The 13,572-nt window shown below is 32.4% G+C and carries 15 protein-coding genes; 6 read left to right on the top strand and 9 right to left on the bottom strand.

Annotation, left to right across the window (positions count from 1 at the left end; all coding sequences use genetic code 11):
- From BM024_RS10610 to BM024_RS10620, 3 genes are all read left to right on the top strand, one after another.
- The coding region (locus BM024_RS10610; protein WP_143077762.1) for an integrase core domain-containing protein at window positions 1-283 on the top strand (283 nt) is incomplete at its 5' end.
- A 738-nt stretch (window positions 284-1,021) separates the two neighbouring features.
- Window positions 1,022-3,286 carry a zinc-dependent metalloprotease gene (locus BM024_RS10615; protein ID WP_090680039.1) on the top strand — a complete coding sequence of 755 codons (2,265 nt, stop codon included), beginning with the start codon at window positions 1,022-1,024 and terminating at the stop codon, window positions 3,284-3,286.
- 191 nt (window positions 3,287-3,477) lie between these two features.
- The gene (locus BM024_RS10620) at window positions 3,478-3,576 is read left to right on the top strand and encodes a 30S ribosomal protein THX (RefSeq protein ID WP_090680040.1); all 99 of its coding nucleotides are present in this window, start codon (window positions 3,478-3,480) and stop codon (window positions 3,574-3,576) included.
- 110 nt (window positions 3,577-3,686) lie between these two features.
- On the opposite strand, the gene BM024_RS10625 is transcribed toward BM024_RS10620, so the two are convergent.
- The gene (locus BM024_RS10625; RefSeq protein WP_090680042.1) at window positions 3,687-4,526 is read right to left on the bottom strand and encodes a 1,4-dihydroxy-2-naphthoyl-CoA synthase; all 840 of its coding nucleotides are present in this window, start codon (window positions 4,524-4,526) and stop codon (window positions 3,687-3,689) included.
- A gap of 453 nt (window positions 4,527-4,979) precedes the next feature.
- On the opposite strand from BM024_RS10625, the gene BM024_RS10630 reads away from it, so the two are divergent.
- The gene (locus BM024_RS10630; protein WP_090680182.1) at window positions 4,980-6,161 is read left to right on the top strand and encodes a serine hydrolase domain-containing protein; all 1,182 of its coding nucleotides are present in this window, start codon (window positions 4,980-4,982) and stop codon (window positions 6,159-6,161) included.
- A 38-nt stretch (window positions 6,162-6,199) separates the two neighbouring features.
- On the opposite strand, the gene BM024_RS10635 is transcribed toward BM024_RS10630, so the two are convergent.
- From BM024_RS10635 to nhaA, 7 genes are all read right to left on the bottom strand, one after another.
- Window positions 6,200-6,574 (bottom strand): DUF3037 domain-containing protein, encoded by a 375-nt coding sequence (locus tag BM024_RS10635; protein ID WP_090680044.1) that lies wholly within the window; start codon window positions 6,572-6,574, stop codon window positions 6,200-6,202.
- Entirely contained in the window at window positions 6,561-7,355 is a 795-nt protein-coding gene (locus BM024_RS10640; protein WP_090680045.1) for a HipA family kinase, read from the bottom strand. Before BM024_RS10640 ends, BM024_RS10635 begins: the two co-directional genes overlap by 14 nt.
- 279 nt (window positions 7,356-7,634) lie before the next feature.
- Complete coding sequence (locus BM024_RS10645; RefSeq protein WP_090680047.1) at window positions 7,635-8,444, bottom strand: prohibitin family protein; 810 nt, start codon at window positions 8,442-8,444, stop codon at window positions 7,635-7,637.
- The gene (locus tag BM024_RS10650) at window positions 8,419-8,610 is read right to left on the bottom strand and encodes a hypothetical protein (protein ID WP_090680048.1); all 192 of its coding nucleotides are present in this window, start codon (window positions 8,608-8,610) and stop codon (window positions 8,419-8,421) included. Before BM024_RS10650 ends, BM024_RS10645 begins: the two co-directional genes overlap by 26 nt.
- Before the next feature lie 42 nt (window positions 8,611-8,652).
- Window positions 8,653-9,195 (bottom strand): DNA-3-methyladenine glycosylase I, encoded by a 543-nt coding sequence (locus BM024_RS10655; protein ID WP_090680050.1) that lies wholly within the window; start codon window positions 9,193-9,195, stop codon window positions 8,653-8,655.
- A 13-nt stretch (window positions 9,196-9,208) separates the two neighbouring features.
- Entirely contained in the window at window positions 9,209-9,610 is a 402-nt protein-coding gene (locus tag BM024_RS10660) for a hypothetical protein (protein WP_090680051.1), read from the bottom strand.
- An 89-nt stretch (window positions 9,611-9,699) separates the two neighbouring features.
- The gene (nhaA, locus tag BM024_RS10665; protein ID WP_090680053.1) at window positions 9,700-11,046 is read right to left on the bottom strand and encodes a Na+/H+ antiporter NhaA; all 1,347 of its coding nucleotides are present in this window, start codon (window positions 11,044-11,046) and stop codon (window positions 9,700-9,702) included.
- 192 nt (window positions 11,047-11,238) lie between these two features.
- Between nhaA and lipA the strand changes: the two genes are divergently transcribed.
- Both lipA and gap read left to right on the top strand, forming a co-directional pair.
- Window positions 11,239-12,111, top strand: coding sequence for a lipoyl synthase (lipA, locus tag BM024_RS10670; RefSeq protein WP_090680055.1), 873 nt, complete (start codon window positions 11,239-11,241; stop codon window positions 12,109-12,111).
- Between the two features lie 45 nt (window positions 12,112-12,156).
- Window positions 12,157-13,164, top strand: coding sequence for a type I glyceraldehyde-3-phosphate dehydrogenase (gene gap / locus BM024_RS10675; protein ID WP_090680056.1), 1,008 nt, complete (start codon window positions 12,157-12,159; stop codon window positions 13,162-13,164).
- A 124-nt stretch (window positions 13,165-13,288) separates the two neighbouring features.
- Here gap and yajC read toward each other — a convergent pair whose 3' ends face one another.
- On the bottom strand, window positions 13,289-13,564 hold the full coding sequence (yajC, locus tag BM024_RS10680; RefSeq protein ID WP_090680058.1) for a preprotein translocase subunit YajC: 276 nt from the start codon (window positions 13,562-13,564) through the stop codon (window positions 13,289-13,291).
- Window positions 13,565-13,572: the final 8 nt, after the last annotated feature.

A 13,572-nucleotide genomic window follows, 5' to 3' on the forward strand; every position in this document is an offset into this window, starting at 1 on the left:
CAGCACTACTCAGAATGGTAACCCTTTAGATAATGCTGTAGCCGAGAGGGTCAATGGAATCATAAAAGGTGAATTTGATTTAAATTATTCAAATCTGGGATATCAAAAAACAAAACAGATACTAAAGGATAACATAGAGGCATATAATAGTCTTAGACCACATAATAGTTGTGACAATTTAACCCCGAACCAAGCTCATTTAGAAAAGGGTTTTTTAACCAAGAGATGGAAGAACTATTACAAGATAAAACAACTAAAAAAAGAAGATGTACAGCAATCTTAGGACTACTAAATTACATGTACAGTTATAAGCAGGATTAATAACAATAACTGTACAGCTATACTAGGACGAGACAACCTCTATTACTCTAATAGACTTTGAGTGGGGGTTAAGTGGACCTTGAATGGACCCTGAACACGCTTTTACAAAAACATCCTTGCTTCGGCTATAAAGCTGACTTGGGTTTTAGTACCGAATGTTCTATATATTATAACCGATAGTCTCCTCTATATATAAGCGAACTTATTTGCTATTCAAATGGTGGACTATAAAAAAACACTCCTTATATATAGGTAGAGTTTTTATGCATACTTGATATCCTACACAACAAATCCAGCTATTAAAAAAAGAGTAGTTTAGGTTTTCAAACATAAATACAAAACATCCTAAAGAAAACCCTTCCAACAAAGCACTTCTTCCAATCATTAATCCCCTTCTCCTCTACTACTATATAAGCTTATTAAATCAACAAACCTTTTAAAATAAAAATATCACTGTTTTCCAGATAGCTGCACACACCAAATACTTTTTAATTATCAAAAGGTACTGTTCCACAAAAGCATGTTAATCACTTTCAATTGTAATGACATACAAAAAAGCGCAAAGTCACATATATTACTTAGAACCAAATAAAGACAAAGTCTGATTTCTATATTTTAACATAACTAAAAATAAGTATACATGTCATTTTTTTGTAGATTGCAACCAATTAACCTATATTTTTTCATATAAATTTCAATCATGATAAGAAATCACTATTGGATTCTACTCTTACTAACCCTATCCTTTAACAGCTATAGTCAGCAAATCAAATGGGCAAAAAGTTCCGTTCAAGAAGTTTATAAATTACAGAAAATGGATAGAGAAACTATCCCCGAAAATTTTCTAATCTATAAGTCAAACTTAGAAACATTAAAGAAAAAATTAAAAAAAGAGGCAAACCAGTTAATAGCTACGAATTCTAATCTTTCTTTTCCTAACGCTGAAGGAACAATTACAGAATATGAAATTCGCGAAATCCCTGTACTTTCTCCAAAATTAGCTGAAAAATACCCAAACATAAAATCATACTTAGGAATTAGTACGCAAGACAAAAATCAAAGTATCCGTTTTAGTATTACACCTTTTGGTTTACACGCTATTTTATACAGTCCAGACTTTGGAATAAATTATATAGATACTTATAGCGGAGACCAAAATTACTTCATAGCATATAACAGAAGCGATTTAAATACTCCTAATCGACTAAACTGTCTTGTAGAAACAAATGATGATTTCTTTCCAGAAATAAAAAGCAATGTCGATCTCCAAAATGACCCTCAAAATTTAAACGCTAAACACAGAGAATACCGTCTTGCAATGGCTTGTACTATTGAATATGCAAACTTTCATATTAATGCAGCCAACGCGATTGGCATACCAGTAACTACTGAAGCTGATAAAAAAGAAATTGTTTTAGCAGCAATGGCCACAACCATGACTAGAGTTAATTTCATTTTCGAAAGAGATTTAGGAATTCACATGAACTTAGTAGATAATAATGACGAAATTATTTTCATAGATTCAGATAATTTTGATAACAATAATGCCTACAATCTAATCGATCAAAGTCATAATGTAATTTCAAAAATTATTGGAACTAATAATTTTGATATCGGTCATACCGTAAGTACGGGAGATGGAGGATTAGCCAACTTAAATGCTCCTTGTAATAACTACTCGAAAGGAATGGGGATTACCGGAAGTTCATCTCCTGTGGGAGACCCATTTGATGTGGATTTTGTAGCCCACGAAATGGGACATCAATTTGGCGCCAATCATACTTTTAACAGTTCTTGTTCATATAACCGAAATAACTTCACAGCTGTTGAGCCTGGTAGCGGAAACAGTATAATGGGATATGCAGGTGTTTGTAGCCCAGGTCCAACTGGAGGAAATGTTAACGTACAAAACAACTCAACCCCCTTTTTCAATAGTATTAGTATAGCTGAGATAAATAATTTCGTCAATATTGGAGGTAATTGCTCTCAAAATACACCAATCACTATACCAGCTCCAGTTGCTAATGCAGGAGGCAATAGAGTATTACCTGTTGCAACTCCATTTTTTCTTAAAGGAATCATTCCAAACAATACTGACACCAGTACCTATACTTATAATTGGGAACAAATAGATAAAGAGATATCAACACAACCACCAACTGAAAATTCTATAAATGGACCTAATTTTAAATTTATCGCCCCTACTCAATCTTCTACCCGTTACCTGCCAAACTTTAAAGATGTAATAGAAGGAACTCAAACAATGTGGGAAGTATTACCTATAGTTCCCAGAACAATGAATTTCCGAATGATAGTTCGTGATAATAATACTTTAGAAGGTGGTCAAACGGCTTTTGATGATATAACTGTGAATTTCGTTGAAGCTGGTCCATTTCAAATCACTTACCCAGATTCTTTAAATATTGAGTTTGAAGCAGGCACAACTGAAACCATACTATGGGATGTTGCAAATACAGATGGAGTTGAATTAAATACGTCACATGTTAATATTTTATTTTCAGCTGATAATGGGCTTACATTCTCCACTTTAAAAACGAACACAGCTAACGACGGTAAGGAAACTATAGAAATTCCCAATTATTCCACAGAAGATGCTGTAATTTTAATAGAACCTACAAACTCAAGCTACTATACCATATCTAAGAAGTTTAAAATAAATAATGGCACAGCTTCAATAGAAACTCCAGATTCTGAAAATCTTAGCGTATATCCAAACCCTACATCTGACATTTTATTTATCTCATTGCCGAATAAAATAAATCAAGATTTAGAAATTGCAATTTATGATATCACCGGACGCTTGGTATACAGAGAAAATTCTATACCCTTAAACACAACAACTGACCAACATCAAATATCTATGAGTAGCTTTCCATTTGGAATGTATTTAGTACAATTAAAAAGTGGGCAATTACAAAAAACAATAAAAGTCATAAAACAATAATGAAAGAAGCCTCATAGTTTCTCAGACAACAAAGAGGCTTTTCTATTCAAAACAAACCTTTTTTACAAGACCTATATAAGTTCTATCTATAGTAAATTTTGTTTCCCCATAATATTTCGTATATTAGCTAAAATCAACTCTATAGCACATATAGATAGAAATTTTCAACAAAATCATAAAGCTAAAGAATCATGGGAAAAGGAGACTTAAAAAGTAAAAGAGGAAAAATCGTAAACAGTTCATACGGCGCAAAGCGTCCTCGTAGAAAACCAAAAAAAACAACAAAGTAATAAGCTTTTTACAACATTGTAAATATTCATAAAAATGCCCCAATAGTTTCAATAAACTATTGGGGCATTTTTATATAACTAAGAAACTTAATTACACTGTAATAAGATCTCTATGGAATCCATTTCTTTACAAAGTTAGGCTTTCTTTTTTCTAAAAAGGCATCTCGACCTTCTTTTGCTTCATCGGACATATAAGCCAATCTTGTAGCCTCACCAGCAAATACTTGCTGCCCAACCATTCCATCATCAGTCAAATTCATAGCGAATTTCAACATCTTAATTGAAATTGGTGATTTAGCTAGTATTTCTTGTGCCCATTCATAAGCAGTATCTTCTAACTCTTCGTGTGGAATTACAGCGTTTACCATTCCCATTTCGTAAGCTTCTTGTGCTGAATAGTTTCTTCCTAAGAAAAATATTTCTCTTGCGCGCTTTTGTCCAACCATCTTAGCCAAATAAGCAGATCCATATCCTCCGTCAAAACTAGTAACATCAGCATCTGTTTGTTTAAAAATAGCATGTTCTTTACTGGCTAAGGTCAAATCACAAACTACGTGTAAACTATGCCCCCCTCCTACAGCCCATCCAGGAACTACAGCTATTACAACTTTAGTCATAAAGCGAATTAATCGCTGTACTTCCAATATATTTAAACGATGCATTCCATCATCTCCTACATAACCTTGATGTCCACGAGCCTTTTGATCTCCTCCACTACAGAATGAATATACTCCGTCTTTAGGAGAAGGTCCTTCCGCGGATAATAACACCACTCCTATCGAAGTATCTTCTTGAGCATCATAAAATGCACGATATAACTCACTTGTTGTTTTTGGTCGAAACGCATTTCGAACTTCTGGTCTATTAAAAGCTATACGAGCGACACCATTACACTTTCTATAAGTAATGTCTTCAAACTCCATTGCCGTTTGCCATGCAATCTTTGCCATATTCTTACTATTTAAATGTAAAAATAATCTATTTTACATACTCCGTCATAATATAATTCCTCAAAAAAGCACTAAAAACCATATCTATTTGATTGTCCGACTAATAAACATCAATAAAAACTAACCTAACAATAAAAAATAATTTTCTAAAAACAATTAAAAAATGAGATCGAGTTAAACCATTATTTTACAGCAGGATTCATATCTATATTTTTACAAAAAAATAACCAATCAGATTTTATATTTTTTTTAAAATAACATACAAAAAACACATTGAGTCGAGTCCTTTAGAAGAAATCAACAACCATAATCCCTAATAAGCAAAGAAAACATCTATTCTTTGGCAAAATAATCAATACAGAAAGCGTATTTATTTGTTACTTTTTCAACAATTTTAAGTTGTGTGTATTGATGCTTTTCTTATATTTGAAATTCTTGAACAACAAACAACGCATGAAGCCAATATATTATACTTTAATTGCAAGCGCACTATTATTAGTGTCTTGTAAAAAAGAAGAAGCCTACCTAGCAGAGAATATCCCAATATTAAAAGAACATAACGTACTGGAAGACAAGCCATATTCTGTACCTTTTAAAACATTGGAACCTGAATACATTTTAGAAAAAGGGCATTTGGTTGAAGAGTTTTTTCACAAACACATAAAGAAAGACCCTAATTTTTCAGGTAGTTTCTTAGTAGCTAAGAACGGACAAATTATATATGAAGAGTATCAAGGTTATTCAAATAAGTCAAAAAACGAAGTATTAACAGAGAACACACCTATACATGTTGCATCTGTTGGGAAGGTAATTACTGCAGTTACAACTTTACGTTTAGTTGATGAAGGTTTTTTGTATTTAGATCAAAGTGTATCTTCAATCTTACCAGAATTCCCACATGAAGATATAACCGTACGTATGTTATTAAACCACAGAAGTGGATTGCGTTATTATGGTTATTATGACAACACCATTTGGGACAAAAGTAAAACCATTACAAATCAAGACGTATTGGACATAATAAGTACAAAAAAAGTAAGTCTTGATTTTATACCAAATAAAAAATTTACATATTGTAATACCAACTATGTAATACTAGCTCTAATAGTAGAGAAAATAACGGGTGATACATTTAAAAAAGCCGTAAAAGACCTAGTTTTCGATCCTTTACAAATGTCACACAGTTTTGTTTTTGATAATATTGAGAAAAAGAATGAGGTTTGTCAATCGTATTCAGCTTCTAATCGTCAAATGCATTGGGACTATATGGATGGTACTTATGGAGATAAAAATATATATACAAACCCTAGAGACATGCTTAAATTAGATACAGCATTATACTCAGATCAATTTTTAAGTCCAGCACTGAAAGAACAAATGTTTAAAGGTTACAGCTACGAAACTAAAGGAAAAAGAAATTATGGTTTAGGGTTTCGTCTTATTGAGATGGATAATGGTCATAATTACACTTTTCATAATGGATGGTGGAGAGGTAACACAACTTCATATATTCGTTTAGAACAAGACAGTGTGTCAATTATTCTATTTGCTAATAAGTATTCAAAATTATCCTACAAAACAATTGATTTAGCACATCATTTTGGAGATTATAAAGTAGGAGATTTAGACCTATAACTTTAATAAAAAACGCCCTTATATAAGGGCGTTTTTTATTAAAGTATCAATTGGTTAAACAACCTTTTAAATTCATAATCTAAATCATCTGCCTGTCCTGGATGAGGTCTCGATACCTGAATACAAGAGCTCTTAACAGCTGCTAACCATCTAAACCTCTCAGATACCTCCATCTGACCAATAACTCCAGAATTAGGTAAGGCTTTTGCTATTGACACAAAGGAATCAAGATGATCTTTTAATTCTTCTAAACAAACTTCAGTTGTAAATAACTTAACTTTACTTTCATCTAAATAGACCTCACCGAGTAATTCCCTCTTTTGCTTGCAAAATAATAACAAACCAACATTAATAAACTCTTCTCTTTCGACTTTAGGGACAAATCGAATTATTGCAAACTCATATAATAGCATGACGCGCCTTTTTTGCTTCATTAACAAACACTTCAGAATTATGAAGTCTAGTCGTTAAAAAAGAATAATAAACTTCTCTTATTTCATTCGAGCTAAATGTTCCTCCCTCCCATTGTAACCATTCTTCAGGAATTAAATTCACTAACTCTCTTAAAAAATCATGGGTTAGAATCTCTTTAAACTCAACATTAACCTTATCCAACTCACTAGCTTCTGGCAAAAGCACATGTTCTTTAATAAATGCAAAAGGAGTAACTGCACTTTGTTCCCAATTATTAAAAGAATGATGAAAATACAACGCCGCTCCATGGTCTATTAACCATAATTCGCTCCTCCAAATCAACATATTCGTATTTTTATAGGTACGATCAACATTGGTTAAAAATGCATCTAACCACACAATTTTTGATGCTAGTAATGAATCTACCTTTTTTGCAACGGGGTCATACGTCAAAGCACCTGATAGAAAATGCAATGCTAGATTAAGCCCTTGGCTAAATTGTAATAAATCTTGGATTTCCTCATCTGCTTCAGTTCTACCAAATGCTTCATGTAAATTTGCAAACACCAATTCCGGAACTTTTAAACCGAGTTTTCTAGCAACTTCACCTCCTATTAATTCTGCAATCAAAGCCTTCACTCCATGACCTGCACCCTTAAACTTTAAAACATATTGAAAACCATCATCTCCATCTGCTAAAGCGGGAAGTGAACCACCTTCTCGCAAAGGCAATACATAGCGAGTAACTTCAATCGTACGTAATTCCAAAATTTCTTTCATTTCTATTTAATTTTCAACAGAATCATCTAATTCTATTAAGCGAGCATAAAGCTACAAAAAACATTTAAAACTATCTCGAATACCATTAACACTTGAAAACATGTTAAGCTATATTACTATTCTGTATATCTTTCAATTCTAACTATTTTAGTCAATAACACTATCATTCCTCTAAACGCATCCAATCGAAACATAAAATATTTCTTTTAGTATACCATAAAAAAAGCGTAGATATCAATCGACACCTACGCTTTTAAAATTAATATTATCGACTTGAAACTAATTCACACTTTTAAAAAATGCTGGAGCATTACCATATATAGCTGTTTTACCATCCCATTTCTCAATAAATTGTTGTTGTATCAATAGAGGGTTTAAAGATGACTTACGAAGTTCATTCGCTTTGGCTTCTGCTTCAGCTTGTACAATTAGCTTACGTGCTTGTGCTTCTGCTATTTTTAATTCATTTTCTACTCTCATTGCCTGTTGAACAGCTGCATTTTTCTCATTAATTGCCTGAGTAATAGTTTCAGGATACTTAATTCCACTAGTCATTTGTTCTAATTGAAAACCTTCCTTATTCAGAAGATTCCCCATATTTAATTGAATAGAGTTTTCAAACTTCTCTCTATTACTAATGATACTATCTGTAGTATATTTATTAAACTCTATACGGAAAGCATCTTTGATATAGTTATACAAAGTTGTTTCTGTAATTTCACGGATATCTTTTCTATACTTTTTAAAAATCATAGGACTATTTCCATCTTTAACTTTAAAAGATAAAGTAGGGTCAACAGTAAAAACAGAACCATCTCTCGCGTTTACTGTAAATGCACCATAATCAATAGTTTGAACATAGGTAGGAAACTCATAAACACTTTCTATAAAAGGATTATACCAAACGCGACCTGTAACTAAACTAACATCTTGTACTCCCTTATCAGAACCATATAACTTTACCAAAATCCCTTCATATCCAGCATCAATACGTTCTGTACATGAAGCTGCACATACAGTTAGTGCAATAAACAATAAAACTCCAGATAAAATTCTTAATCCTTTAGTCGTTCCAATTTTTTGAGACATAAATTCCTGCTTTAATAATTATAAATATGATTATACATAGCAACATAACTCCATAAAAGACATCATAGTCCGAAGGTTGCCTTAACAATTCAAAAGCCTTTGAGAAAACAAAAAAAGCCAAAGCCAATACTATAGGGACTAAAGCAAATGCATAATATTTTTTCATCTCATAAGATTTTACGCAAAAGTACGATTTTTAACTTAAAATTCACAACCACTTTGGCTTACAATCGATATGTTTCTTATAAATATCACATTCTGGATAATGAGCACCTTCTAAAAAACCAATACTCATTAGAAATTCATTTACAATCTCTCCACCAACAAACTTGAAATTTTTCTTAAACAGAGAAACCCATTCATCTTTACTTATTTTTCCATTTGATTCTAACCAAAGCTTGAAACTTCCATATTCTTTTTGCAACTCTAAGATTCTATTTGCGTTGTACACAGCTGCATTTACCTTAAGTTTATTTCTTATAATTCCTTTATCTTGAAGCAATCGTTCAATATCTTCTTGTCCGTAATTAGCAACAATTTCAACATCAAACTCATCATAAGCTTTATAAAAATTATCCTGCTTTTTCAAAATAGTAGTCCAACTCAATCCTGCTTGATTAATTTCTAAAATAAGTCGACCAAAAAGTGCATTATCAGATTCAATTTCAAATCCATATTCATTATCGTGATAATGTTTATTTGGATTATCACTATTCTCATCTAAGCTAGCAACGAATTCACAATAATTCATTTTATATGTTTAATTATTTAATAATAATTCCAGCTTTTAAAACTTCTTTTTTAACAAGCTCTCTTTGCTTTTTAGAACTCATATTATAAATATCCCTAACCTTGCCATTGTTCAGTTTAAAAACAGCTTTGGATTTCATTCCTGTCGCCTGTTTAAAGAACTTAACATCCTTGGCTATCAATTCAGACGCAGCAGTTTTTACTAAGAAATTATTATAAATTAAATATGCGAAAACAAGCTCCAAAAAAATAAAGACAAAATCATATTCTGATAAATTTCTCCAGTCGATTAATGCCAATTTGATTCCACCTATACAAAATATCAATAGGGATAAAATACGGGAAGATTTCAGTCTTCCACTCATATCATCTTGAAATTCCAAGCTTAGTTTTTTTTCATTAAATTTTACTGACATAATTTAAATTTTAGTTATACTTCCAAAATAAAAAGCTGTTTCAAATATACTCGAAACAGCTTTTACATATAGTTTTAAAATACATTCTTTTACTTCTTTTTACCAGACGAAAGATTTAATAATATAAATCCAACAATTCCACCTAGTCCAGAAGCAATTAAAATACCCAACTTTGCCTGCCCAGGAAATTCAGGATGTACATTTATGTCAAATGCTAATTCCGTAACAAATAAGGACATTGTGAATCCAATTGCAGCTAAAAAACCGATACCTAATAAATTAGTATAAGTCATACCCTCTGGTTTATCTACAACTTTCAATTTAATCAATAATGCAGTCAAACCTGATACGCCAATAACTTTCCCTACCAACAAACCTAAAGCTACACCAATAGTAACATAACTAATAGCTCCACCTTCACCTAAAGAAATTGGAATTGCAGCGTTCGCTAAAGCAAAAATTGGCATCACAATAAAACTCACAAAACTATGCATGCTATGTTCTAAACGAATAGAAGGTGGCAATGCATCTTTGGAAAGTTTTTGCATATCCTCTACTATATGCATTTGCTCAGCCGTCAAGTTAGCTACCTTATCTTTAGGATCAATAGCTCTAAACTTGTTTTTTAGCTCATTCATCTTATGTACAAAATAGCCCTCATTTACTCGTGCTGTTGATGGGATCGCAAAAGCAGCTAGAACCGCAGCAATTGTAGCGTGAACTCCCGAAAGTAAAAACGCTAACCATATCCCACCTATACCAACGACTGCATAATAGATTGTATTTTTAATACCAATAAGATTACTTATAATTAAAAGACCAAAAAAGCCTAACCCCAGCCCCAAATTAATTAAGGATAAGTCTGAAGTATAAAATATGGCAATTACCATTACAGCACCTAAATCATCTGTAATAGCTAACGCTGTTAGAAATACCTTTAAAGAAACTGGAACTTTATCACCTAATAGATACAAAACTCCCAATGCAAATGCAATATCTGTCGCCATTGGAATCCCCCAACCATGCGAAGCATCTGTACCAGCATTAAAGATTGCATACATTAGAGCAGGAAACACCATACCCCCAATAGCAGCAATAATAGGTAACATCGCTTTTTTAGGTGATGATAATTCACCTGTTGAAAGTTCTCTCTTCAACTCTAAACCAACCACAAAAAAGAAGATAGCCATTAGACCATCATTCACCCATTCTTTCAAAGAATGATTCAAATAAAAAGCATCATTGAAACCAATTGCTATCATATTATCATCCCAAAAACTCATATACTGTTCTGCCCAAGGTGAGTTAGCCATAAAAATTGCTATGACTGCCGCTAGAAATAAAACTATACCCCCAGAAGTAGATTTATTTACAAATCTATTAATTGGATTTGTTATCCATTTTTCCGCAGGGGTTACCTTAATATTCTGCTCCATTTTTATAAAAATTAATTAGATAATGGGCGAAGATAGTTTTTTAAAAAATTCTCAACAAAATTGCTATGTTATTTTTATTATAAATCCCTTAACTTTTAGACATAGCAATAGTGCAAAAATCTAATTTAGTCTCAAAATTATTTTATACAGTTAGTATTAATTATATTTGTAGTTCCAAAATCCAAAAACAATATGGAAACCGTTTTAGAACAAAATAACACTACTATTGCTAAACCTAAATGGCTTCGTGTAAAGCTTCCAACTGGAAAAAAATATACGGAATTAAGAGGTTTAGTAGATAAATATAAATTAAATACTATTTGTACTTCCGGAAGCTGTCCTAACATGGGAGAATGTTGGGGAGAAGGAACTGCTACATTTATGATATTAGGGAATGTTTGCACTAGATCTTGTGGATTCTGTGGAGTTCAAACAGGAAGACCAGAAACTGTTGACTGGGATGAACCTGAAAAAGTAGCTCGTTCTATTAAAATCATGAATATCAAGCATGCTGTTTTAACAAGCGTTGACCGAGATGATTTAAAAGATGGAGGGTCAATTATTTGGGCTGAAACTGTTAAGGCGGTTCGTCGAATGAATCCTGAAACCACTTTAGAAACTTTAATTCCTGATTTTCAAGGAATGGAAAGAAATATTGACCGTATTATTGAAGTATCTCCAGAAGTAGTATCTCACAATATGGAAACAGTTCGTCGACTAACACGTGAAGTGAGAATACAGGCAAAATACGACCGTAGTTTAGAAGTTTTAAAATACTTAAAAGATAATGGTATAAAAAGAACTAAATCTGGTATCATGTTGGGGCTGGGTGAAACTGAAGAAGAAGTTATCCAAACAATGCACGATCTTAGAAGTGTAGGATTAGATGTCCTAACAATTGGTCAATACTTACAACCTAGTAAAAAACACTTACCAGTAAAAGAATTCATCACGCCTGAACAATTTAAAAAATATGAAGAAATAGGATTAGACCTAGGATTCAGACATGTTGAAAGTGGCGCCTTAGTTCGTTCCTCTTACAAAGCACAAAAACACATTTTATAATATCTATAGGTCGCTTTACAAAGCGACCTTCTTGTTTCAAACCTTATGAGCACAATAAAAGTAGCAATCAATGGCTTTGGTAGAATTGGAAGAAACCTTTTCCGTTTACTCTTGGATCACCCAGAGATCAAAGTAGTTGCCATTAATGATTTAGCGGATACCCCTACCATGGCACACCTACTGAAATATGATAGTATTCATGGTATTCTCAATAGAAAAGTCAGCCATGATTCTGAACATATTCTAATTGATGAAGAAAAAATTCCATTTTTTCACGAAAAAGATATCGAAAACTTACAATGGAAAAACCTCGATATTGATTATGTTATAGAAGCTACCGGAAAGCGAAAAACTCACAACCTTTTATTCCAACATATATCTCAAGGTGCCAAACGAGTAATACTTTCAGTTCCACCAGAAGACAATGAAATAAAAACTGTTGTATTAGGAGTTAATGAATCTATATTAGACGGCAGTGAACAAATCATATCCAATGCTAGTTGTACAACAAACAACGCTGCACCTATGATTAAAATCATAGAAGAACTCTGTGGTATTGAACAAGTTTATGTTACTACTATTCACTCATACACTACCGACCAAAGTCTTCATGACCAACCTCATAAAGATTTAAGAAGAGCACGTGGCGCTGCACAATCAATCGTACCAACAACTACTGGAGCTGCGAAAGCATTAACTAAAATTTTCCCTCAATATGAAGGTAAAATAGGAGGCGGAGGTATTCGGGTTCCTGTCCCAAATGGATCTCTTACCGATATAACCTGCTATGTAAAAAGAGAAGTAACCATCGAAGAAATTAATCTAGCATTTAAAAATGCTTCAAATAATGAATTAAAAGGTATTTTAGACTACACCGAAGATCCAATTGTATCAGTTGATATTATCAACAATACTCATTCTTGTTTATTTGATGCCTTATTAACCTCTGTTTTAGATAAAATGGTAAAAGTAGTAGGTTGGTATGACAATGAAATAGGATATTCATCGCGCATTATAGATCTAATACTATATTTTGATAAAATAAAAAAATAACACCGCTAAAACAGTTCATTGAACTGTTTTTTTTATCTCCCACTTTTCAATGCAATACCAACATAAAAAAAAGGAGCTCTCAATTAAGAGAACTCCTTAGGATGTAAACGAATAATAACAACTTTTATTTTTGTTCGTTCAATTTTTTACTCATTTCCATAGAGATTGCAGAACGCTCCATCTTCAACTTTCCTGCCATAGTCTCTAATACAACGGTTGTTTCAGCTAATTCGCTTATTTTTCCATGAATTCCAGACTTAGTAATAATACGATCACCAACTTTTATGTTAGCTTCATATTCTTTCTCTTGCTTCACTCGTTTTTGTTGTGGGCGTATCATTAAGAAATAGATAACCACAAACATTAAAATAAGCGGTAAAAATTGTGTAATACCTTCCATTGTAAGTT

The sequence above is a fragment of the Myroides guanonis genome (assembly GCF_900114085.1).
GTDB classification, from domain to species: Bacteria; Bacteroidota; Bacteroidia; order Flavobacteriales; family Flavobacteriaceae; genus Flavobacterium; species Flavobacterium guanonis.